The sequence below is a fragment of the Chitinophagales bacterium genome (genome assembly GCA_017303415.1).
In the GTDB taxonomy this organism is placed as follows: Bacteria; Bacteroidota; Bacteroidia; order Chitinophagales; family Chitinophagaceae; genus SpSt-398.
The window spans coordinates 2991380-3015685 of the sequence record JAFLBJ010000001.1 but is presented as its reverse complement, the minus strand read 5'-3'; the positions used below and the strand labels follow the sequence as shown (position 1 = coordinate 3015685).

Sequence of the window (24306 nt, the reverse complement as noted above, 5' to 3'; positions counted from 1 at the left end):
CTAGTTTTCCTACCTTTGCTTCCCATGAATCGGATCTATCTTGATAACGCTGCTACAACGGCGCTTCATCCCGAAGTGCTGGAGGCCATGTTGCCTTATTTGACAACGCATTTTGGGAACCCGTCATCGATCTATTCCTATGGCAGGGAGACCAGATTGGCGATTGAGAGTGCCCGCAAATCAGTGGCTCGTTTACTCAATGCCCATCCGGCCGAGATCTTTTTCACCAGTGGTGGAACCGAAAGCAATAACACGGCCATCACAGCCGCGATCCGTGACCTGGGTTGCCGGCATATCATCACCTCACCGATCGAACACCATGCGGTACTCCATACAGTGGAACACTATGATCATCAGGATCTGGTGACCAGCTCATTTGTGCGAATATTACCCAACGGTGATGTGGACCTCGATGACCTGGAAGCACAACTGGCCGCCCAACCCGAAAGATGTCTCGTAACATTGATGCATGCCAACAATGAGATCGGTAATATTCTGGATATTCAGCGAACCGGAGAAATCTGTAAAAAATACAATGCCATTTTTCATTCGGATTGCGTTCAGATGGTAGGGCATTTCCCCATGGATCTTCGGAATACACCTGTTCATTTCATTTCCGGGGCCGGCCATAAATTTCATGGCCCAAAGGGAACAGGTATCCTTTATGTGAATGAGAATGTTCAGATCAAACCCTTTATTCATGGTGGCGGACAGGAACGAAATATGCGTGCGGGCACCGAAAATGTATATGGCATTGTTGGCTTTGCCAAGGCGCTCGAGATCGCTATGGCGAATTTTGAAAAGGATAGTGCCTATGTATCCGACCTTCGCGAGTATATGATCCGGACGCTTAACCAGCAATTACCCGATGTAAAATTCAACGGTAATCTGGAAGGGAAGAATCTTTATACCGTGCTGAATGTGTCCTTCCCCAAATCCGAGAAATCGGAAATGTTATTATTCAATCTCGACATTCATCATATCTGTGCTTCGGGAGGCAGTGCCTGTACAAGTGGGGCCGATCAGGGATCCCATGTCATACGTGCCATGCATAATGATCCCAACCGGGTGGCTGTACGTTTCTCCTTCAGCCATTTCAATACGAAGGAAGAGATCGATCGTGTGGTCAATTTGCTAAAAGAACTACTCTGAGTCTGAATTTTTAGTCAACTTTCTAACAGCACTCATCAGCCTATTTACTTCATCAGTGTACTAGTTGGACGTTTATGTCATAGGGGTATTGGAAGCCACCTTACTCCCTTTTACTTTGCGCCCGCAATCAACATTTTATCATTAAAAAGTACATTCATGAAACGAAAAGGACTTTTATCGCTGATGCTTTGCCTCTTATTGGCCGGTGTGAATGCTCAATCCGGGTTTACCTTTGGAGTTGGGGTCAATGCAGCCTTGCCTACAGGTGTAATTTCCAATGCCAGTTCATTTGTTATTGGAGCGGAAGCACAGGGAGAATTTGGTTTTAATGACCAGGTAAGCGGAATCGTAACCGCCGGATATGCTCATTTCCTGGAGAAGAACAACAGTGGTCTGAATTTTGGCGCTGTTCCTTTACTGGCAGGTGCCCGGTACAATGCCACGGAAAATTTCTTTGTAGGCGCGCAGGTAGGTTATGGATTTTTTACGGGTAATGCAAACGGTGGCGGATTTGCCTATAAACCTCAGGTTGGTTTCAAAACCGGATCTGTTCAAATCACCGGAAGTTACAATGCCATTTCAAATAACGGTACCATTGGATGGGCCGGTGTTTCTGCGGTATTCACCTTCGGGAAATAAGATCTGTTTTTACCAGATAAATTAAAAAGGCGCCAGGGAACTCTATAGTTTCCTGGCGCCTTGTGTATTCGCTAAACGTTATTTCTATTTCCAGGGCTTAAAGCCGATCGAGAACAAAACACCGGCACTTTTCAGATCAACCTTTCCTTCACCCACTCCCTTTAAGGGCAAACGCATATAAGGTTCGGCCTGAATAAATAACCTGTCATTGAGTTTACGGCTATATCCTGCGGAAAGGGCTAATAGGGAGAAATAGTGTTTATTCTTATCCGAAACGATCCATTTCTTATGCACATAGTTTCCTGTTGGCCAGGGTTTATAATAATAGTTATACTCCTCCTGATGCATGAAGAGAGTACTCAATCCGCCCGAAACAAACCAGGAAGACCGGTCACCTTTTACAATATTATAGTTTAATAATAGCGGGATCTCATAAACAATACAATCTCCGTCCACCGACTTGAGATTGGGATAGTAGTTACCCACGTTACCGGAAAACTTATAATCCTTTGCTTCCGCTGTATAGATTTTGCGGGCGGTATAGAACCCGGTACGCAAACTGAACCGGTCATTGATTTGATAGCCGATCCCAATGCCCTTTACCGTTTCCAGGCTGCCTGCTTTTCCGCTGGCAAAGCTCAGATCAGGCCCGGCGGATAATATCAGGGACCATTTGGACCCAAAACCTGGTTTTCCCTTTCTTTCCGGACTCGGGTCCGTCTGCTGCAAGGTGGAATCTGCTTCAGATGTTTTGTTCATGGCCAGGCCAGGGGCATCCTTGGTCTCCTTATGCTCTGTTGTGGCAGCAGGTGCCTGTTCCTCGATTTTTGATTCAGCGGTTGAAAGAGGTTGTTCATTGATCGGATCGGGAGGGTTAATTGTCTGCACAAATATTGATCCTTGTGATTCAGGTAAGGTTTTTTCCGACAGATCTTCTTTCATTGACCCGGTGGTCGAATTTTTCGTTCTGTTACCGGCGGCAGACCGCTTACTTTTTTTCGTGGAGCTTACCGGGTCAATGCTTCTTTTCGATCTGGTTGCGGATTTATAATTGAGGGATAGGGTTTCGTTACTGGAAACGTCGGTTTTCTTTTCGGCAGGAGCAATGGAGCTGTTATTGGAACCACTCTTGGAACTTTTGGTGGTTTTCTGTACCTCAGTATTCAGGGTGGTGGATTTCTGTTCACCGGGGTTGGTTGGCGTTTCGGAAACAGGTTGATTTTTATCTCCTTCAATTTCTTTACCCTGGCCAGGCTGGAATTCACCACTGGTTTTTTCAGTAGCTACCTGATAATTCTTTCGGGCCTTAGGCAAAAAAATGAGTACAGATCCTGCAAGTAATCCCGCAAATAGGAGAAAGAACCAAAGAAATCGCTTACGCTCTTTCTCTTTTTCGGGGAGATGCTTTCCGAGCAGGCGGGACATATTTTTCCAGGCCTCTTCTCGGTAGGCAGGATGATGGTTTTCAGCCGCATCTCTTATCTTCTTATCAAAATCCTCAGACAGCATTTTTATTTTCCTCTATTTTATTTTCATTTAAAAGAATCTTCTGTAATTGCTTTCTTGCCTTGGCCAGGTTGGACTTGGAGGTTCCGATGGAAATGCCCAATTGCCGGGAGATCTCCTCATGACTAAATCCTTCAACGATGAACAGGTTTAGTACGGTCCGGTAGGCCGGGGAAAGAAATTGTATCGACCGAATGATCTCATCGTAGGAGATATGGTCAAGGGCGGTTTCTGTCCAGGCCGGCAACTGATAAACGATCGGTTCAATCTCCGTCAGGATCCGGTGTTTCTTGTTTCTCCGGAAATGGTCGATTGAAGTATATACCATGATCTTGCGAAGCCAGCCTTTGAATGAACTATTCACATCTTCAAAGGCAGGTTTGAAACGTCCGATCTCCATAAACACTTTCAAAAAACCATCATTCATGATCTCCAGGGCATCGTCCTGGTTGTTGACATAGCGGTCACATATGGCCATGGCATAGCCATAGAAAGAGCTATAAATGATTTTTTGGCTCTCCCTGCTGTTTTTTACACATCCTTCAATGTGTAGGAGCAGATCATGTGCAGACAGCAAAGTGGTTGTTTTACAGAAATCAAATCGTTGTGTCAGCGGCCAGGGTTGCCTGCATGAACCCAAATTCGGACAAGTGGCGATACCCCGGCTCCTCTACAAGATCTTTGTTATGAATCAATAAGTTATGCATTAATGACAGACCTGTTGCCGCCTCCGCCGGGGTCATATACATATTCCAGCCAGGAAAGGGTACCTGGTCCTGGGCATAAGACTGGGCCCCTCGTCCCTCATAACGGGCCCTGCGCAGCCATTCCACGGCCTGGAGATCATCGGTCAGGATCATACCCCCTTTGCCAATGGGCAGGTGTTTTTTGTAATGAAAGGACAGGCAGATAAACCGTCCGGGGCTGTACATCCCGGAGGTTAGACGTAAGGCGGAATCATAAATCGGATAGGGCTTGAGCTGGTAGGTTCCTGACCAGGCTATGTCTTCCAGGCGCACTTCCCCACCTGCATGTTGAATGGATTGTGGAACGGATAGATAGGTATGCGCGGGAATGGTTACAGTTTTTACCCCAAACCATTTACAGCATAGAAAGAGCGCATTGGTACAGGAGTCTACCGCTACTGCATAAGGTGCACCGGTGTACCTGGCCATTTCCTCTTCAAACATGTTCACCACCTTATAGGGGTTGTGATGCATCTGGTATCTCATCAGCAATAATATTAGCTTGACTTTTTAAAAAGACCTTTTACCTGATATCGAATCCGGTTTATCATGAGATAGGGAGTGGATGGGTAATCCTTTGGACTGCGTTGTTCAATTTCCTTCAACAGGGCCGCCAGTTTTTGTTTTTCACCCAACCGTATATGTCGTTTTACCAACGTGCGAATCAACCTGCGGCGTTGCATGACCAGGGCTTCTTGAACGTATCCACTATATTCAGGAATGACCCGGTCCAGAAAAAGCCAAAGTTTTCTTACCTGTTCTTCTTTTTGAGTGAGCGTCCAAAACCCTTGCGCATGAAAGCGATATACGGCTTTGGCCTCTTTCAAATATAAGATTTTCCCTTTGGAGGCGAGGTAGAGATAAAGGGCATAATCCAATACAGGGGTTTCATAAAAATGGATCGGTACCTGGCTAAAACCCGGATTACGAAACAGTATGGCACATGTCTGAATAAAACAATTCAGGGCCAGGTCGGTGATGGTGAAAATATGCTTTGTCCCGCGCACAGCCTTGTATGGCCTTGTCACACCATCCTGTTCGATCTCTACCTGTGAAAAACAAATCGAAAAAGAAGGATCTTTTTCCAGCGCATCCACCTGCTTTTGCAATTTTCGGGTATCGGGCCAATAATCATCCCCATCCAGCAAGGCAATGTATTTACCCCGGGCTGCCTGGAGGTTGGAAAGAAAATTGAACCGTCCGGTTTTTACCCCATTTATGTAGATCTTTTCATGTTCATGTCGTAGAAAAAGCCGAATCCTCCCTGGAAATCGCTGCGCGTATTCCTGGCAGATTTCCCGGGTGCCATCTGTAGAATCATCTTCCCCGATCAGGATCTCGAATGGAAAATCAGTTTCCTGCGCCAATACCGACTCAATGGCCTGGCGAATAAATGCCGACTGTTGGTAGGTTTGGAGACAGACAGAAACCAGCATGTTGGTATCAGACGGGGTCATGAAGTGAGCGGATAACTTTACAGGGCTGTCCATACGCAAGTACACCAGCGGGTATGTCTTTGGTCACCACACTTCCCCCACCGATCACGGAACCTTCTCCAATACTCACATGATCAAATACACTTGTACCCATTCCGATCAGTACATCGTTTCCAATATGACAATGTCCCGCAATATGGGTGCCTGGATTGATGGAAACAAAATCGCCGATTACGGTATGGTGCCCAATGGTAACACCTCTGTTGATGGTTACGCCAAATCCGACTTCAGCAAAGGGAGAAAGCACCGAGGCGGGTTCTCCATAAATACCAGTGGAAAGTTTCACGGATGAAGCGATAACCAGGGAAGGATGAACCAGGTTGGTGAACATGCTTTTCTCCAGGCCATGTGATTTTTCAAAAGCAGCATAGATCAATTTTTTGGTAGCGGTTTTGCCCACGCCAAAATGGAGGTCAAATTCATTGGAAGGTATCTTCCAGTCAGGAGCCGCTATTTTCTCTACCTGTACACCAGATGGGAGATAGGGATATTTTTCTTCGATATCCTGGTTAAGGATGATGAATACTTTTCCGGATAACCCTTGGGCCTTTCGGGTTTCCAGTACCATGGCGATCATGGCCTCACTATATCCCAGCAGGAATGTGTTGCGCATTGTAGAATCCGAGTTTACCCATCGAGGAAGAAGTCATGAGCGGACGGTCATGGATCTCCATCAGGGAGTGAATGCGACGTAATAAAGAGAGGTTATCCGCTTTACGCGTTTTGGCAGCATCCCACCAAAGATTGTCTTCCAATCCCACACGTACACCCCAGCCTTTGGCGATCGCAATGGCATTAGCTGTGAGCTGATCCTTTCCAATACCGGCAAAAGCAAAAAGATGTTCATCACCCATCAATTCATTGGCGGCAATTCCCATCTCCGTTAGGCTGACCTGCCAGCCTGCCGTATTTCCAAACAACAGGTTCCAGTAAAAGGGCCCTGTTAACAGACCTTTCTTGATGAGGTGTTTACCAAAATGGATCATACCCATATCAAAACATTCGAGTTCGGGATGTACACCGTACTGACTCATTTTTTCTGCGAGCGCCATGATCATATCCGGGGGATTCAGTGAGGCCTCGTGTAGAAAATTGAGTGAACCCAGGGTAAGGGAACAGAGATCGGGGCGTAATTCGATAACCGCTGACCGGTCTTCAAAGGAAGGATGTGTACGCCCGGAGGTACTGGCACAGATCAATAAACCCGGACAATGTTTTCGCACCCCTTCAATAATGGTGGAATAAACTTTTTGCGATGGGGTAGGGGCTCCTGTTTCGTCACGGGCGTGCAGATGGACCAGGGTGATGCCCAGGTCAAATGCCTCATGCACTTCTTCGATGATCTCTGATGGGCTTAAAGGGACAAATGGAGAATGGTCCCTGGTGGGTACCATTCCGGTAGGACAAAAGTTGATAATGGTTGGGTAGGGCAAAGGGTTAATTTGAAAATTTGAGAATCTGGAAATGAGAGGATGTATACATACCCAAATTTACACATCTTCAAATTCCCAGATTCCCAAATTCTCAAATTCTCCGATCACTTTATCAACCGCCCCGGCGTCCCCGGTTATTATTGTTACCGTTGCCAGAGCCAGATCGGCTTTCGCCTCCCCGGTTGCTGCCGCCACGGTTTATTTCCCGGTTGGATCCGCCACCGGATGGCCGGGTATTTACTCGGCTGTTTCCACTATTACCTGCTCCGTTTCCACGAGATGTGGAGGGGCCTCTGTATTCGCGTTGCGGGGGTCTGTTGCCCGAATTGCTATTGAACCGACGGTTTTCAGAACCTGCACCGGTTCGGTTACCCGGATTAGAACCCCGGTTTTCGGGTGTCCGAAATTGGCGTCCATTATTGTTGCCGGGATTATTGGGTCTCCTTTCCACATTTCCGTTCATGCGTCTTTCATTGGAAGGGCGCTCATTGCCACGGATCTCAGGTCTGCGGTTGCTGTTTCCATTGAAACGTCGTTCCGCCATGGGGGGCCGGTTATTATTCCCATTCCGGATCTGACCACCGGGTTGTCTTCCACGGATGCCATTTGCGTTTCCGGAATATCTGCGGTTTCTGTCGTAGTTCCCGCCCCGTACAAAATCCCGACGGTCGCGGTGGAAATTATCCCTTGATACCAGGCGTCCCGGTCTGTAATCACCCCGGTTGTTATTAAATCGCGGGCGATAAATATTTACATAGTTGTTACGTATAATGGTACGACCTGGTCGGTTGATGTTGGTAATGCTAAAGATGTTCACATTGATCCCACCCCGACGAAGATCATATATATCCGGTCCACAGAGATAGCGACGGTTATCATATCGGTAGGTATTACCAATGATGATGGTGGCGGTTATATAGGACCGGTTGCGGTAGTAGGGGACGTAATAATCATACCAGCGATCATGATAGATATAGGTACGCGGTACAAATGTCCACCACGGATCGGGCGCATAATAATCTGGTGCAATGGCGGCATCCACGGTTACATCAGGGCCAAGGGGAGCCCAGCCATAGTATTCATCATTGCTTCGCCAGTTTACCCATGCAGGACCCCATTCGGTATCTGGTATCCAGATCCAACCATAGTAATCAGTAAAGGCCCAACGCCCATAGTGGAAGGGGGCCCATCCCCAGTCGTAATCGGAAACCCAGGTGTTACCGTACTCGGTCATCACCCAATGGCCATTGGTACTATAAGGACGGAAATCGGGGTCTTCCACATCGGGGACCCATACATATCCGTATTCGGGATCGTCCACCCATTGCCCATAAGGCTCCAGTTCGTCATAAAAGGTTTGAAGGGTTACTTCCTCATCAAACTCCCGCTGGGCCATCGTATTCAACGAAGGCAGCAGAGCCAGAAGAAAAGCAGCCAAGGTGAGTGGGCGGTACAAGTGTAGTAGCTTTTTCATGCGCGACAGTTTTGAATAATTAAATGAGAACCTAACAACTGTTCTCTATCCAAAAGAGTTCCGCATTTTCTTAAAAGTTGCTCAATAAATGCACATTAACAAAAGGATGTGTTAAGGGAAAGCTATTCCTGACTGTCCACGATACTGCCATAATCAATAAAAAGCTCCTCCCCGGAAAGGATAAGCCGGGTGGTTTCAAAGTCTTCCCCATCCCGGATGGAAATCAGATTGGGGGTTTCAGAATGATTCAGGTAATTGACCAGGTCCATGACCTTAAAACCATAATCAGCGATGAAGTAATTCTCTTCATCGTACAAGCAGTAATTTTCAATAAGGGCGCGTGCATGGTTGGGCAGAGAGGCCACTTCCTTTCTGGAAACAGGAATCCATTCGCCAACGCCCTTGGAAAACAACCCCCTTGTTCCTGCCGGAATATCACGCAGGGCAAAAACGCCAATTCCCTCAACAGGAGAGGGGCGTATGGCGATCCATGTGTGGTTTTGTAATTCGTTGAGCAGTTCCTCTTTGGTCATGCCACAAGATAGTGGTTTCGCTTATTTCACGCTACTTTTTGACCAATATGACTAAAGCCGATTCGTAATAAGAAACGGGGGCCCTTTTCGACACCGATCTGGAAATCTTTGCCCAGATGACTGGCTATGACCTGGATGGTTTCAATGAAATAATAAAAGGTGGGGGTAAATTGGAAATTGCCTTGGTCAACCCCAAAGGAGAAGGTCTCCCCATCCGGACTCGCTTTGATACGGATGCATCCATTGTGGGTATTTTTTACAATCTCATTCAGAATATTGCCCAATACCAAGGTTAACATTTTCTCACTAATCTGGCAATCAACCCTTTTCTCAATATCATTGATGATTAAGGTAGACTGTCTGACACTCTCCGGTAAGACCGCATTGAGCAGGTGATCAACCATGGTTTTTAGCGAACCAGCAGGATGATCACCCACCCGACGATCTTTGTTCATAGGGTCTTGCATAAAAAACGGATCAGGATTTAGGACATAGGTATTGTTCATAGGATAAGGCTAATCGTTGCTCGTTTTCGTTTGCTATACAAAGAAAAGCCTGTACCCCATCTGGAAAAATAGAGATGGATGTCCTTTATCTGTAAATATTTTTTGGGGCTGTGTGGAGGATATACTACAAGGGGGCTTAGAGGACGGATGACGGATGACAGATGACGGATGACGGAGGTTGGATGTTGGAGTTCAGATGACAGATGACGGATGACTGATGACCGACCTCTAGCTGGAGATTTAGATCTTCAGGCAACTCTGTCATCAGTCATCAGTCATCCGTCATCTGTCATCTGTCATCCAACATCCACCATCCCCCCCCCCACTACTCATACTTCGGCTGCAAACCAATATTATAAAACATAAAACTCCACTTATCCGTTTCTTCTTCTATGACCTGTTGGGTGCTTTTCCCGGCTCCGTGACCCGCCTTGGTTTCAATACGGATCAGGACAGGATTGGCGCCATGGTGGTTTTCCTGTAAGGTGGCGGCGAATTTAAATGAGTGGGCCGGCACTACGCGGTCATCATGGTCGGCTGTAGTGACAAGGGTGGCCGGATAAGATGCGGGTCTGAGGTTCTGGATCGGTGAATACCCATGGAGATAATCAAACATTTCCTTGCTGTCTTCCGAAGTTCCGTAATCGTAGGCCCAGCCGGCTCCGGCAGTGAATTTGTGATATCTCAACATATCCATGACACCTACCGCAGGGAAGGCCACTTTGCACATACCAGGTTGCTGTGTCATACAAGCTCCTACCAACAAGCCACCATTGCTTCCTCCGGCAATTGCCAGTAGTTCGCGCGAGGTATAATTGCTGTCCACCAGGTATTTGGCGGCGGCTATAAAGTCGTCGAATACATTTTGTTTTTTTGTTTTGATACCCGCGTTATGCCAATCCTCTCCGTACTCTCCACCACCGCGCAGGTTAGGAACGGCATAGATTCCTCCATTTTCAAGCAGGATCATGGATGAGGTACTGAAATAAGGTGTCAGGCTTACGCTGAACCCGCCATATCCATACAACATACAAGGGTTCTTGCCATTCATTTTAGTCCCTTTCTTGTAGGTAATGATCATGGGGATTTTCGTCCCATCCTTGGAATTATAAAATACCTGTTTGGATTCGTAGTCATCCGGATTGAATTTCAGGGCCGATTTCTTATAAAGAGTGGATTTGCCGGAGGCAATATCATATTTGTAAATAGTGAGGGGAGTGGTATAAGAAGTAAATCCAAAATAAAGTTCTTTCTCTGATTTTTTGGCGCTAAATCCACCTACCACTGAACCAATACCTGGGATTTCCACTTCACGAACCAGTTTACCTGTCATATCATGCTGGGAAACCTTGCTGATCGCGTCTTTGAGATAGGTGCAGAAAATATAACCCCCACCACTGGAAGCTGTCAGCACTTCGGGTTTGGCCTCGATGATGGTTTTCCAGTTTTCCGGGCCAGGGTTGGCAATAGGTGCTGCTACGATCCGGCTGGTCGGGGCATCTTTATCCGTTTGGATATAAAAGTATTGGTCGTCGTTGTCGATCACTCCATGGGAGTTCTTCATGTCACCAACAATGGTAATGACCGGAGAGCCTGGTTTGGTAAGATCCATGGCCAGAAGCCCGTTGCCATATGTTTCATTGGCAGTATAGATAAACAACCAGCGCTGATCTTCACTCACACCACCGGAAATATAGCGGGTTGGCTTGGTATCACTACCAAACACCATAACGTCTTCGCTTTGTGGTGTGCCTAGTTTATGGAAATATAATTTATGATTGGAGGTCATGCCTGAAAGCAGACTTCCATCAACCGGTTTTGGATAGGTGCTATAATAGAACCCTTCATTTCCTTTCCAACTGGCGCCACTAAATTTTAATTCAAGGGTATCTCCTGTTTGTTGTTTGGTCTTTGCATTCATAACCACAAGCTTCTGCCAGTCGCTTCCACCTTGTGAAATGTTATAGGCCGCCATCGAACCATCCTTGCTAAAACTGATGCCCGACAGGGAAGTAGTACCATCGGCAGAAAATGTATTGGGGTCCAGAAATACTTCGCGTTCCTTACCTTCTTCACTTTCACGGTAAAGAACTGCATGATTCTGCAAGCCGGAATTGAGGTAATAATAATTAAATCCGCCTTCCTTGAAAGGGCTGTAGAATTTCTCGTAATTAAATAATTCGGTATAGCGCTTCCGGATGGCATCGCGGAAAGGTATCTGGTTGAGGTAACCATTGGTAACTTCATTTTGGGCCTTTACCCAGGCGGCTGTTTCAGCGCTGGTATCATTCTCCAGCCAGCGATATGGGTCAGCAACAGCGGTTCCAAAATAATTGTCGATTACGGTTGTGTCTTTTTTTGTTTCCGGATATTTCACGTCGATGGGTTTAAAAGAAACAAGGGAAGCCGTTGGTCCCTGGTCATTACAAGCCACCAGGAAGAAAAGTGTTCCCAGTGGTAAAAGCAGTTTCTTCATGTAGTTGTATTTTACAGGAAGGTAGTTTTTTTTGTGTAAAAAAAGAGGGCATTTGTATAGGCGGTCAATGGATCGGCTGATGTGCAGGGCGAAACATCCAGGACGCCCCATAATAAAGAATAAGCCCGATCAATCCACCGGTCGTGTTGAGGAAAAGATCGTCTACGTCAAAAACACCTATGCCTGTTTTTAACTGAATCCATTCAAATCCAAGACTGATAAGGAACACCGCCAGGATGGTCTTAATTCCTTTTAACTTCCTCCCCATGAAAAAAGGGAAAAGAAATCCCAGGGGAATAAAGCCTATAATATTTCCGCCGATATTATCCACTTTGTATTCAGTGCGGAGGCGGCGGCTTTTATAAAATTTTCTGATCGTGGCAAAAAGGACATAGTTATTATTGGCCTTGTTGGCTTCGATCGCGTCGGCACGCATACTTGCGCTCTTAAAATACTGGCGATAATAGCCCAATGGTTTTTTGAAAAGGACAAAACGCCCCAACACTGCCAGGCAAATCACCAGCAGGATTCCGGCTACTATTTTTCGGGAGCGATAAGTCATGAAAAGAAAAAAAATGCCGCTGTTTGAGCAGCGGCATGGTTAATTTATGATTTTGCGAATTCCGCGCGGATCACATTAAGCGCTCCGCCGGCTTTAAACCATTCTATTTGTTGTGCATTGTAGCTATGATTGGCTTCTATGCTGTCCTGTGTGCCATCAGCATGGTGCAACACGATCTTCAGGGGAACTCCGGGCGTAAAGGAGGTCAGCCCGATGATATCAAAACTATCGTCCTCACGGATCTTATCATAATCTTCCTTGTTGGCAAAGGTCAGGGCGAGCATCCCTTGTTTCTTAAGATTGGTCTCGTGAATACGTGCAAAGGATTTTACCAATACCACTCTCACGCCAAGGTGACGGGGTTCCATCGCAGCATGTTCGCGGCTGGAGCCTTCTCCATAGTTCTCATCTCCCACCACAATGGTTCCAACACCAGCGGCCTTGTAAGCACGTTGCGTATTGGGAACAGTACCATATTCACCGGTCAATTGGTTTTTAACGGAGTCTGTTTTTTCATTGAAATAGTTGGTAGCACCAATCAGCAGGTTATTGCTGATATTATCCAGGTGGCCACGGAATTTCAACCAGGGTCCGGCCATGGAAATATGGTCGGTGGTACATTTTCCTTTGGCTTTGATCAGAAGCTTGAGTCCTTTTATATCGGTGCCTTCCCAGGCAGCAAAGGGGTAGAGAAGTTGCAGGCGTTTGGAATCCGCTTTTACATCGATCTGCACCTTACTTCCATCTTCTGCAGGGGCCTGGTATCCGGCATCTTCTACCGCAAAACCTTTCTGGGGTAATTCATCTCCCGATGGGGGATCGAGTTTAACCTGCTCTCCTTTGTCGTTGACCAGGGTATCTGTTACAGGGTTAAAGGTCAGGTCACCTGCAATGGCCAGAGCGGTCACCAGTTCAGGAGAAGCTACAAAGGCCAGTGTGTTGGGGTTACCGTCGGCACGCTTGGCAAAGTTCCGGTTGAAAGAGTGCACGATCGTATTTCTTTCCTGCTTTTCAGCACCCATACGGTCCCACATACCAATACAGGGACCACAGGCATTGGCAAAAACAGTGGCGCCAATTTGCCCGAATACATCCAGAAACCCGTCGCGTTCGATCGTATAACGTACCTGCTCAGAACCCGGTGTGATGGTGAACTCTGATTTCAGTTTCAGGCCTTTTTCTTTTACTTGTTTGGCCAGACTTACCGCCCGGCTGATATCCTCATATGAAGAGTTGGTACAACTTCCGATCAGACCTACTTCGATCCTGGTAGGCCAGTTGTTCTTAGTGGCTGCTTCTTTCATTTGTGAAATAGGCGTGGCCAGATCGGGCGTGAAGGGCCCATTCAGGTGGGGTTCCAATTCACTCAGGTTGATCTCGATGACCCGGTCAAAATATTTCTCCGGATTGGCATATACTTCAGGATCGCCGGTGAGGTATTCTTTGATTTTATCGGCCGCTTCAGCAACTTCGGCACGTCCGGTCGCTTTCAGATAACGACTCATGCTTTCGTCATAACCAAAAGTGGAAGTAGTGGCACCGATCTCGGCACCCATGTTACAGATGGTTCCTTTACCTGTGCAGCTCATTGCCTGTGCGCCTTCGCCAAAATATTCTACGATCGCATTGGTTCCTCCTTTTACGGTGAGAATGCCAGCTACCTTCAGGATCACGTCTTTGGGGGCGGTCCAGCCATTCAGCTTGCCCGTCAGTTTTACCCCGATCAGTTTTGGCATCAGGAGTTCCCAGCTTAACCCGGCCATTACATCACAGGCATCCGCTCCACCAACCCCGATCGCGATCATGCCCAATCCACCGGCATTGACCGTGTGGGAATCGGTACCGATCATCATTCCACCCGGGAAGGCGTAGTTTTCCAGCACTACCTGGTGGATGATCCCGGCTCCGGGTTTCCAGAAACCAATGCCGTATTTATTAGATATGGAAGCAAGGAAGTTATACACCTCTTCATTATCGGAAATCGCCCGGCTCAGGTCGGTTTTTCCCTCATTTTTGGCCACGATCAGATGGTCGCAATGTACCGTAGAAGGTACCGCTACCTTTTTTCTTCCGGTGGTATCAAACTGGAGCAGGGCCATCTGGGCGGTCGCATCCTGCATTGCCACCCGGTCAGGGGCAAAATCCACATAAGCTTTACCACGGACAAAGTCCTGAATAGGAACGCCTTTCCACAGGTGGGCGTACAAAATTTTCTCTGACAGGGTCAGGGGGCGGCCCAGGGCTTTTCGGGCGGCATCCACCCGGGCAGGCATTTCAGCGTAGGTCTTTTTGATGAGGTCGAGATCGAATACCATGGAGATAGTTTTGAGGATTTAAATCGTGGTGCGAAAGTACAAAATAACACTGTCTGAATAACTCCATATTGGCGGGTTTGTTCAAATTTTATAAATTAGTCCTATGAACCGGTTCAAAGAATTCGTGGAGTGGAAAGCATTTGGCGTTTGTACCGCTATCGGTGATCGTTTTGGAATCGCTTCTTCCCACATACGAAAGTATTTTATCCTGACATCCATGTTAACCATGGGATCACCTTTGATCATATATATGATCCTTGCCTTTTGGATGAATGTGAAAAATTATATGCTAGCCGCCCGAAGAAACCCTTTCCGCTACCTGTGATGGATTACACCTCCGTGTGAAACCGGTTAAGCCTGCCTGATTACTGCAATCATTTCTTAAAAAGGGAAAATGATATCCTTCGAGTATGAGTTGACGAATTTCCGGCAATTCCTAAAGGACTTTGCCCTCGCCCTTGATAGCCCCTTCGATGGGGAAAAACTCGTATTCCATCCCCGGATCGGAAAGGGATACATGCGCCTGATCGAATTACAGGATGGGATGGAAGCCATCATCTCCGACTTCTATTTGAAAGAAGATATCCTTCTGGAAAGAAAAAAGGACGATCGCGAATACTATACGTTTATATCGGAAGAATTGACCAAGGTTAAAGAATTTACGGTTAAGATCGGCTCCGATATATCTTCCTTTTCCGATGGACAACGCGCGGCCCAATACCTGACCAGTTTTCTTTATGGGGTTACCTACTATATTTCCAAAGGGACCGGAATTCGCGGGATCCGTGTACTCCTGACCCCCGAGTGGATGCACTATAATCTTGATATCGCTGCCAACAAAGATGTATTGCTTCGCTACCTGGGTTTGAAAACCGCGGGACTGATCTACCGGAAAATGGATATCGAGTCCAAAACCATCATCCAGGAGCTGGTGGAATCGGAGAGCGAAGAAAAACCACTGATATTTTACCAGTCACGAATCCTCAAATTGATCGAGAAGTTTTGTTTCTGGTTAAAAAAGGAAATGGTCATGGTACCGGAAGCCCGTGACTTTTCCCGGGAAGATATTAACCGCCTCATGGCCGCCGAACAGGAACTCCTTAGCGATTTTTCAACCCCGGCACCCACCATTGCTGCCCTGTCCCGAAAAGCCGCCATGAGCCCCTCCAAATTCAAAAAGATATTCAAAACCATCTACGGGGCACCTGTTTACAGCTATTTTCAGGACCACCGTATGGAAAAGGCCCGCCTGCTCCTCATGAGCGGTAACTATACCGTCTCCGAGGTCGGACATGCCGTAGGATATGCCAACCTGAGCAATTTCAGCGCAGCTTTTAAGCGGAAATTCAATCAGTTACCGAGTTCCTTATAATTTGTCCTCGGGAGAATTTGTATAGCAGGAAATGAGTATAAACCTCCATTTTCAAACCCCTATCTCGATATTTGCCCAAATCCTCAAATCCGGTAATCCTGGCCAATCAAGGTATAGTCCGCAACAGGTAAAGAAATGCCCGAATCAGGCACAAGTTGCTTAAACAACCATCTTACCTTTGCACCCGCATTAAACTTGTGAAGTTATGATTGGTGTAAAAATATCTTTAGAAGGGGATAGTCGGGTTCTGTTGAAATTGTTAGCAGAGGGGCTTGGTCAACAAATTGATAATGATAGACTTGCCTTGCCCAGTCACATTGGGGAAGGTTTTTGCAAGGCCTATAATCTGGGCAATGGCATTTCCGCCATCATTTCCGAATGTTGCTACAAGATCGATTTTACCTTTAGCGGGCATAAAACGAGTCAACCCATTTTCGTTCTTCAGTACGACCATATTGAGCATTGCAGCAAACATGAACCGGGTATGACCGAACAGGAAAGCCTTCCCTTTGAATATTCCGACATGATCCTGGCCTTTACCGATCATGAATTGGAACAACCCAGGAACGGTGGGAAAAAAGTAAGGTCATTGCGTATCCTCATTCAACCCGAATGGATGCAGTCTGCGATACCAGAAAATATGGATAATTCACGCCTGCTCAAATTCCTTGAATTGCAGCAATCCAAAATGTGGCGGGTGCCCTTGGGGTCAGAAGAAAGGATCTGGTTAAAAGAAGTATTCACACATGACCATGCTACTGCCTGGGATGATTTCTTTAGCGTGATCCGGATCAAGCTCCTGCTCGAGAAATTTGTTTCCCGGATGAAACGGGAACTTAGTGAGAAAAATACAAGATACTTTACCCTGTTTGAACAAGAACGTCTTCGCAAAGCCGAGCAACATCTTGTAAACGATTTTCTTGAACCCGCTCCAACCATCAATGAACTGGCCAAGGAGGCTGGCATGAGCGCATCTAAATTCAAGACCGATTTTCGTCAATTGTTTGGACTTCCCGTTTACCAGTATTTTCAACGAAGCCGAATGATTCATGCCCGTAACCTGCTGCAGGAAAAAAATATGACCATTAAGGAAGTGGGTATGCAGGTTGGATATACCAACCTCAGTCATTTCTCCGTAGCCTTTAGAAAGGAGTTTGGGATATTGCCCAGCGAAATGCGCGAAGTTCGTGAGGGGTGAGGCGTGAGACGTGAGAGGTGAATAGTGAATAGTGAATGGTGAAAATATTTTTGGGGTGGTAAATTATACGTATTAAGTTTCACTATTCACTATTCACTATTCACTATTCACTATTCACTATTCACTATTCACTATTCACCATTCACCTCTCACGTCTCACGCCTCACGTCTCACGCCTCACGCCTCACGAAACTCATTCCTTCCCCAACACCACCGTCGTTGGCAATTCAAAAATATCATGATGCCGCGCTAATTCCTTCAAGGGAATTTTTTCAAGGTCCTTCAGGTGTTCGGTACGGGTGATCACAATTACCCTTTTATCCTTAATGAACTGCTGCAAGGAATCTGCATGGTCAAATTCGTGAATTCGATTCGGCAGGTAAAAGGTATAAGAAGGTTGAAAGTTTTTATAACCCACCACCGTATCATATTGTTTTACGGTTTCAATGGTTTGATTCAGTGGATTGTTGTGATAAAGCCGGGGATAGAGCAGATGCAAAAAGAATAAATGAAAGACCATATAAAAAATAAACAGGCTTCCCAATACCAGGGAGGCCTTTTTCTTAATGGCAAAATACAAGGCCAGCCCGGCCCCGATCACTAAGAGGATCGCAAATGTGGAAAGCGAAGCCTCCGACCGAGTGGCCGATTCAGATTGAATGCCATAATAAGCGCCAATCGTGAGGGCTATCGTGATCACCAGCAGCAATAACAAGGGATACCATCGCATTCCTCCTTTATCCAATGCCTTATTGAAATAATTTCCCAGCAATATCGCCAGAAAAGGATAACTCGGGAAAGGGTAATTGGGGAGTTTGGTCCCGGAAAAACTATAAAATATCAGATAGGCCCCAAAAGCCGTCAAAGCAAAGCGTAAAAAAGAGTCGGTGTATAATTGGTTCCCTTTCCGAAAAGCTTCCAGGCTAAAGACAGAAGCAGGCAGCATTCCCAGAAATATAAACAGGGGAATAAGCAGGAAAATGCCTCCATGTCCTTCAAGGGTTGACGAAAAGCGATTGATATTGTTATCAATAAAAAATCCCCGGGTAAATGCGCCATCGGTGGCTTTATGCACCAATAAATACCAGGGCACCGCAATGGCCAGGCAAAGGATACCAGCCCATATGATCCGAAGATCCAGTAATTTTTTCCATTCCCTTTGCCAGACTATCCAAAAGAACAATCCCATGCCAGGTAATGCGATCGCTATAGGCCCTTTTGCGAGTGTACCCAGTCCCAATGCCATTGCGCAGAGATAGATCCAACCGCTTTTTCCCTCCCGCAGAAAAGCATAGCCACTAAACAAAGCCAGCACATTAAAAAAGATCAGATAAGGATCGGGAACAGCTAATCTGAATTGAAAAAGATAATGTGTGGAAGACAACAGGATAAGACTGGTGATCAGCGCTTGCCGGCGATTGGAAAAACGCGCTGTGAAAAAATAGGTGATGATTACAGTGAGTATGCCAAATACTGCTGAGAAAAACCTGGCGCCCCATTCCGAAACCCCAAAAAGCGAATAACCGCCAAACATGAAATAATAATGAAGAGGTGGTTTTACCGCCCTTAGTTTACCATTAAAGGTTGGGACGATCCAATCGCTCCGTTCATACATTTCACGGGCACATTCGGCATTCCTCACCTCATCATAGATCCAAAGAGTGGTATTACCCAGGCCAGGTATTAAAAGTATAGCGGCGAGTAATAAGATCAGCCAGCCATAGTTTTTTTCCTTCATGGGACAAAGGTAATGCGGATTTATTGTCGCCTTCCCAACGGTTCACGGAAAACATAATACAAACCTGGCAGGGAGGCAATGACACTGATAAGGTAAAACAGCAGACTGATCACAAGCCCTGTTTCTTCCGAAAGATGAAAGAACCTTGCGCCTTCGACAAAAACAAATTCACGGGTGCCCAATCCACCACCAAGCGATAAGGGCAGTACTGAGATCACGGCCGCGGCAAGAAATATAAATATCCATTCATGTTGGGCGGCCGGGATACCCAGCGCCTCCATAATGGTGTAAATACAGATGACCTGTACTCCCTGAACCGCCAGTCCCCACACAAATGTGGGCCAGAACCCGGGCGTAAATTCCGGGAAAAAGCGTCGGGTAACCCAGTAAAGAACTCCAACGGCTCCCACAGCGCCAGCCAGTAATAAATAAGGAAGATAGGAGGGAGGGAGGATGACCCAGCCATATAGTGCGAGGATAAGTCCAAGTGCCAGTAAGCCACTGAACCGGTCAAGTAAAACCGCCGCGGAGGCTTTTTTGTAGGAAGTCTGATAGTGACGGTTCAGCAAAATGACTTTGTAGGCATCGCCACTTATAGCTCCGGGCAAAAAAAGGTTGTAGAACATTCCCAGCCAATAAAGCCGTAGATTCAATGCTTCTGAAAGGGATAGTCCTATGTTTCGGAAATAGATATTCAGCCGGAAGGAGGAAAAGAGTTTGGATAGGGTCAGTAAGCCTAGGGCAAGCCCCAACCACCACCAGTTGGCTTCCAAGAAGGCATTTTTTGCCGACTCAAAATTGATCTTTCCGGAAATATACCAGAAACAAAGAGCCGTAACCAGAATTTTGGCGCTGAGTTTCAGCCAACCCGGTATTCCCTTCTTTTTTTGAGCTATTTCCGTCATATTGTTCTTTAATTGCCCAGGGGTGAATAAATTTATACGGCACCGGACGCAAGTAAATGTAAAATCATGAGTAAAAAAATTTGGCTTCTCCTGCTGATCTCTTTTGCGGTACTTGAATTACCGGCCCAGAAAAAGAAACTCTTCCAGGGTAAAAAGATCACCCGATCGGTCAAGATCAAGAACGGGGTGTATCGCCTGGAGGCACCGGGGGGAATGGATGCCTCGGTGATCCTGATCGAAGGAAATAATATCACAGTGGATTTTCGCGAAGCCATTCTGCAAGGGAACAAAGAGACCCAACGTCCCGATGCTTTTGCCGGTATAGGTATCTGGATCAAAGGGGGAAAGAACATCACCTTGCGTAACCTGAACGCACATGGATTTAAAGTAGCGATCCGGGCCACCAATGTGGAAGGACTTACCCTGGATCATTGCGACCTTAGTTATAATTACCGGCCCTATCTCAATAGCACCCAGGAAAAAGAAGATATTTCGGATTGGATGAGTTATCACCAGAATGATAAAAATGAATGGTTGCGCTATGGGGCAGCCATTTACCTGGAGAATTGTGACAAGGCGGAGATCAGGTATTGTCGCGTGACCGGCGGACAAAACGCCCTGATGATGAAGGATTGTGACAACGGAAGGATATATAATAATGACTTTTCGTTTAATTCTGGAATTGGAATCGGGATGTACCGGTGTAATGATAATACGGTTGCTTACAACAAGATCAATTTCAATGTACGGGGTTATAGCCATGGTGTGTACAACCGGGGGCAGGACAGCGCAGGCATACTGGTATATGAACAAAGCAACCGGAATTTCTTTTACAAAAATGCCGTAACACATGGTGGGGATGGGTTTTTCCTCTGGGCGGGGCAATCCACTATGGACAATGGGCAGGGGGGGTGTAATGACAATGTGCTCTCCGGAAATGATTTCTCCTATGCGCCTACCAATGGAGTGGAGGTCACTTTCAGCCGTAATAAGATCATCAACAACCGGATATTTGAATGTGACCATGGTATCTGGGGAGGCTATAGTTTCAATTCCATTATTTCAGGAAATAAGTTCAGGAATAACCGGATCGATGTTGCCATAGAACACGGTCAGGATAACCAGATCACCTTTAATATTTTCCAGGAAAGTAAGGAAGCCATCCGGCTCTGGTCAAGGCCAACCCAACCCACCGACTGGGGCTATGCCAAAGCCAGGGATACCCGAAGCCGGAATTATAAGATCGTTTTTAATAATTTTCTCCGCAATGGGATTGTATATAATATTAAAGGGACACAGGACCTGAACATTTTTGAAAACCTCTATGATCAGTACAATTCACTGTATGCGATAGATGGAACTGTTACCGGGTTGGATACGGGGTTCAATGCGGCAATGGACAAAGCACTTTCCGTGGATACCACTGAATTTGTACCGGAGATACCCGATCCGCAGGATCCATTTAAAGGAGGGGGGGCTATGGCCGGACGTAAAAATATCCGAATGACCGCGTGGGGACCTTATGATTACCGGTATCCGCTGGTTTGGTTGGAAAATCCGGTTGATAGTTCCGGAAAGTTGCAGTTCTCGGTTTTAGGGCCGGCCGGACAATGGAAACTTAAAACGGCAAAAGGCGTCACAGGTCTAAGTGCCACCGAAGGTTCAATCCCGGGATCCTTTACCTGCATAAAAGAGGGAAAGGGTAAAATGGAAGATATCCGGATCGAATTGGAATATACAGGCCCGGCATTTACAGATCCGTTTGGCCGGACTGGGAACAGCGGTCATCTTTTCACCTTTGAAAAATATTTTATGCCCATTGATTTTGAGGTGCGTTGGTATGCTTATGATCCCGATTTTCATGACCCGTTAAAATCCGGGTCTCTCTTTCCCCCTAACGCCCGGGTTAGACCGGTAAAAACGGAAAAGACCACCAAGCTCGAATATGCCTGGTGGGGTGGGATAAAGGCTGAGGGCCAGACCTACGAAAAATTCATCACCGTAGCCGAAGGCAAAGCGGAAATGGAGGCAGGTACCTACGAATTCAGCATTACCTGGGATGATGCCGTCAGGCTTTACGTGGATGGGAAAATGATCGTGGACGAATGGAACCCTTCTTTGTATAAATTTGATGAATCCCCCAATAAAAAGGTCCAATTAAAACTCGAGGCCGGAATGCACCATTTCCAGGTGGAGCATGTGGAAAAAGGCGGGTTCGCGACATTGAATCTCAAAGTGTTACGCAAAGGCTAAGCGCTAATGGCTAAATGCCGGTAGCCGTTAGCTCTTAGCTTTTAGTTATTGGCCCTTAGCTTTTGCGGAAAATTATTTTCCAATTCTTTGTCCATTTCCACCCAACCCCCTACCTTTGCACTCCCGTAAGAAAAGCGGGTATTGACGTATGTCTCAGAGAATCAGAATCAAATTACAGTCCTACGACCACAATCTGGTAGATAAATCTGCCGAAAAAATCGTAAAAACTGTCCGCAGCACAGGCGCAGTAGTAACAGGACCTATTCCCCTGCCTACCCGCAAGAAAATTTTTACCGTGTTGCGTTCTCCTCACGTGAATAAGAAGAGCCGTGAGCAGTTTCAACTGGCGACGCATAAGCGCTTGTTGGATATTTACACTTCTTCTTCGCGTACGGTTGATGCGCTGAGCAAGCTCGATCTGCCCAGTGGGGTAGAGGTAGAGATCAAGGCATAACCTGCGTGATTGGATGGCCTGATTTTCAGGATACGTAATTGTAGTAGTTCTTTTTTATTGAAATAGTTGATTTATCCTATCTGTCAATCAGGCGAAGGTCTGAAGAAACAGCTCTGGGTCGTAAAACATAATAAACAAGCCCTTCGAGGTTTGTTTGTCGCCGGTACTTCCCCTTCTCTAGTAGAAAACTCAGGAAAAGGTCGTCGATAAACCAGGATTGAATTCCGATGATTCTTTCGGAATGTCTTGTATAACCTTGCGGGGATAAACCGTAAGAAAATGAAAGGTATAATCGGAAGAAAAATTGGGATGACAAGCATCTTCGATCCTGGTGGCAAGCAAACTGCCTGCACCATTATTGAAGCAGGCCCTTGTGTAGTGACCCAGGTCCGGACACAGGAAACAGATGGCTACAGTGCCCTCCAGCTTTCTTTTGGCGACAAAAAAGAAAAGCAAACGCTCCAATCTGAAAAGAATCATTTCGCCAAGGCTCAAACCGCAGCCAAAAAATTTGTCAAAGAATTTCGTGATTTCTCGCTCGAGAAGAACCTCGGGGAGGCCATTACTGTCGACATTTTCGCCGAAGGCGATACTGTTGAGGTGGTTGGGACTTCCAAGGGTAAAGGTTTTCAGGGTGTTGTAAAACGCCATGGATTCAGCGGGGTAGGTGAGCAATCGCACGGTCAGCACGACCGTCAGCGCGCCCCCGGTTCGATCGGTGGATCTTCTTATCCCAGCCGTGTATTCAAAGGCATGCGCATGGCCGGCCGTATGGGCGGTGATCGCGTGAAAATGAAAGGGCTGAAGGTGATCAAGATCATGCCCGAGAAAAACTACATATTGGTAAGTGGTTCCGTTCCGGGCCACAATGGTTCAATCGTTTTAATCCAGAAATAATTATGCAAGTCGACGTATTAAATATACAGGGAAAGAAAACCGGCAGAACCGTTGAGTTGCCCGAAGCCATCTTTGGTGTTGAGCCCAATACCCACGTGGTTTATCTCGCGGTAAAACAATACCTCGCCGCTCAGCGTCAAGGTACCCATAAGGTAAAGACCCGTGCCGAAGTAAAAGGAGCCAGCCGTAAGCTGCACCGTCAAAAAGGTACTGGTGGAAGCCGTAAGGGTAATATCCGGAACCCTTTGTATAAGGGTGGTGGTACCATCTTCGGTCCTAAGCCCCATGCTTATGATATCAAGCTGAACCGCAAAGTACAGGCCCTGGCCCGTGTTTCTGCGCTGTCGGCCAAAGCCCAGGAGAACGCGATCGTGGTTGTGGAGGATATCCAAATGGAAACCCCCAAGACCAAGAATTTTGTAGGCATCCTCAGCAACCTGAAGGTAGCCGACAAAAAAACGCTCTTCATCATGCCCGATTACAACGATAACCTTTACCTCAGCATGCAGAACGTGCCTACCGTATTGGGACTCCTGAACCGGGAACTCAACACCTACGATCTCGTTAATTCCGAAGTACTGGTGTTCACTGAAAGCGCGGCCAAACTCTATTCCGAAGCAACCGTTGAAGCTTAATAACTATAAATAACAA

Annotated in this window: 23 protein-coding genes; 9 read left to right on the top strand and 14 right to left on the bottom strand. The window is 46.6% G+C overall.

Annotated elements, in window-relative coordinates; all coding sequences use genetic code 11:
- The first annotated feature begins 24 nt into the window (after positions 1–24).
- Positions 25–1152, top strand: coding sequence for a cysteine desulfurase (locus J0M30_13125; protein MBN8668436.1), 1128 nt, complete (start codon positions 25–27; stop codon positions 1150–1152).
- Positions 1153–1308: 156 nt separating this feature from the next.
- Positions 1309–1791, top strand: a complete 483-nt coding sequence (locus J0M30_13120) for a hypothetical protein (protein MBN8668435.1) — start codon at positions 1309–1311, stop codon at positions 1789–1791.
- 84 nt (positions 1792–1875) lie between these two features.
- On the opposite strand, the gene J0M30_13115 is transcribed toward J0M30_13120, so the two are convergent.
- From J0M30_13115 to J0M30_13060, 12 genes are all read right to left on the bottom strand, one after another.
- Entirely contained in the window at positions 1876–3300 is a 1425-nt protein-coding gene (locus tag J0M30_13115) for a hypothetical protein (protein MBN8668434.1), read from the bottom strand.
- Positions 3290–3874 carry a sigma-70 family RNA polymerase sigma factor gene (locus tag J0M30_13110; GenBank protein ID MBN8668433.1) on the bottom strand — a complete coding sequence of 195 codons (585 nt, stop codon included), beginning with the start codon at positions 3872–3874 and terminating at the stop codon, positions 3290–3292. The genes J0M30_13115 and J0M30_13110 overlap by 11 nt, the downstream gene beginning before the upstream one ends.
- A 19-nt stretch (positions 3875–3893) precedes the next feature.
- On the bottom strand, positions 3894–4529 hold the full coding sequence (locus tag J0M30_13105) for a DegT/DnrJ/EryC1/StrS family aminotransferase (GenBank protein ID MBN8668432.1): 636 nt from the start codon (positions 4527–4529) through the stop codon (positions 3894–3896).
- A gap of 11 nt (positions 4530–4540) precedes the next feature.
- Positions 4541–5500, bottom strand: a complete 960-nt coding sequence (locus tag J0M30_13100; protein MBN8668431.1) for a glycosyltransferase — start codon at positions 5498–5500, stop codon at positions 4541–4543.
- On the bottom strand, positions 5487–6152 hold the full coding sequence (locus J0M30_13095) for an acetyltransferase (GenBank protein ID MBN8668430.1): 666 nt from the start codon (positions 6150–6152) through the stop codon (positions 5487–5489). Before J0M30_13095 ends, J0M30_13100 begins: the two co-directional genes overlap by 14 nt.
- A complete protein-coding gene (locus tag J0M30_13090) occupies positions 6124–6933 on the bottom strand; it encodes a 3-keto-5-aminohexanoate cleavage protein (protein MBN8668429.1) in 810 nt (269 codons plus the stop codon). The genes J0M30_13095 and J0M30_13090 overlap by 29 nt, the downstream gene beginning before the upstream one ends.
- 151 nt (positions 6934–7084) lie before the next feature.
- On the bottom strand, positions 7085–8446 hold the full coding sequence (locus J0M30_13085) for a hypothetical protein (protein ID MBN8668428.1): 1362 nt from the start codon (positions 8444–8446) through the stop codon (positions 7085–7087).
- A gap of 122 nt (positions 8447–8568) precedes the next feature.
- On the bottom strand, positions 8569–8979 hold the full coding sequence (locus J0M30_13080; GenBank protein ID MBN8668427.1) for an SET domain-containing protein: 411 nt from the start codon (positions 8977–8979) through the stop codon (positions 8569–8571).
- 26 nt (positions 8980–9005) lie between these two features.
- On the bottom strand, positions 9006–9446 hold the full coding sequence (locus J0M30_13075) for a HAMP domain-containing histidine kinase (GenBank protein MBN8668426.1): 441 nt from the start codon (positions 9444–9446) through the stop codon (positions 9006–9008).
- 364 nt (positions 9447–9810) lie between these two features.
- Complete coding sequence (locus J0M30_13070) at positions 9811–11961, bottom strand: S9 family peptidase (protein ID MBN8668425.1); 2151 nt, start codon at positions 11959–11961, stop codon at positions 9811–9813.
- A gap of 64 nt (positions 11962–12025) precedes the next feature.
- Positions 12026–12523: a VanZ family protein gene (locus J0M30_13065; protein MBN8668424.1), complete on the bottom strand. Its 498-nt coding sequence runs from the start codon at positions 12521–12523 to the stop codon at positions 12026–12028.
- A 44-nt stretch (positions 12524–12567) separates the two neighbouring features.
- Positions 12568–14838 (bottom strand): aconitate hydratase, encoded by a 2271-nt coding sequence (locus J0M30_13060; GenBank protein ID MBN8668423.1) that lies wholly within the window; start codon positions 14836–14838, stop codon positions 12568–12570.
- A gap of 103 nt (positions 14839–14941) precedes the next feature.
- On the opposite strand from J0M30_13060, the gene J0M30_13055 reads away from it, so the two are divergent.
- The 3 genes from J0M30_13055 (at position 14942) to J0M30_13045 (ending at position 17408) form a co-directional block, all read left to right on the top strand.
- Positions 14942–15163 carry a PspC domain-containing protein gene (locus J0M30_13055; GenBank protein ID MBN8668422.1) on the top strand — a complete coding sequence of 74 codons (222 nt, stop codon included), beginning with the start codon at positions 14942–14944 and terminating at the stop codon, positions 15161–15163.
- Between the two features lie 69 nt (positions 15164–15232).
- Positions 15233–16210: a helix-turn-helix transcriptional regulator gene (locus tag J0M30_13050; protein MBN8668421.1), complete on the top strand. Its 978-nt coding sequence runs from the start codon at positions 15233–15235 to the stop codon at positions 16208–16210.
- A 205-nt stretch (positions 16211–16415) separates the two neighbouring features.
- A complete protein-coding gene (locus J0M30_13045) occupies positions 16416–17408 on the top strand; it encodes a helix-turn-helix transcriptional regulator (GenBank protein ID MBN8668420.1) in 993 nt (330 codons plus the stop codon).
- Between the two features lie 193 nt (positions 17409–17601).
- Here the strand turns inward: J0M30_13045 and J0M30_13040 are convergent, their stop codons facing one another.
- Together J0M30_13040 and J0M30_13035 are read right to left on the bottom strand one after the other, a co-directional pair.
- Entirely contained in the window at positions 17602–19146 is a 1545-nt protein-coding gene (locus tag J0M30_13040) for a glycosyltransferase family 39 protein (GenBank protein MBN8668419.1), read from the bottom strand.
- 20 nt (positions 19147–19166) lie between these two features.
- Positions 19167–20051, bottom strand: a complete 885-nt coding sequence (locus tag J0M30_13035) for a flippase-like domain-containing protein (protein ID MBN8668418.1) — start codon at positions 20049–20051, stop codon at positions 19167–19169.
- Between the two features lie 66 nt (positions 20052–20117).
- Between J0M30_13035 and J0M30_13030 the strand changes: the two genes are divergently transcribed.
- The 4 genes from J0M30_13030 to rplD all read left to right on the top strand — a co-directional run bounded on the left by J0M30_13030 (position 20118) and on the right by rplD (position 24290).
- Complete coding sequence (locus J0M30_13030) at positions 20118–22304, top strand: right-handed parallel beta-helix repeat-containing protein (GenBank protein ID MBN8668417.1); 2187 nt, start codon at positions 20118–20120, stop codon at positions 22302–22304.
- Positions 22305–22452: 148 nt separating this feature from the next.
- Complete coding sequence (gene rpsJ, locus J0M30_13025) at positions 22453–22758, top strand: 30S ribosomal protein S10 (protein ID MBN8668416.1); 306 nt, start codon at positions 22453–22455, stop codon at positions 22756–22758.
- Positions 22759–23037: 279 nt separating this feature from the next.
- Positions 23038–23655: a 50S ribosomal protein L3 gene (gene rplC, locus J0M30_13020; GenBank protein ID MBN8668415.1), complete on the top strand. Its 618-nt coding sequence runs from the start codon at positions 23038–23040 to the stop codon at positions 23653–23655.
- A 2-nt stretch (positions 23656–23657) separates the two neighbouring features.
- Positions 23658–24290, top strand: a complete 633-nt coding sequence (gene rplD, locus J0M30_13015) for a 50S ribosomal protein L4 (protein MBN8668414.1) — start codon at positions 23658–23660, stop codon at positions 24288–24290.
- Positions 24291–24306: the final 16 nt, after the last annotated feature.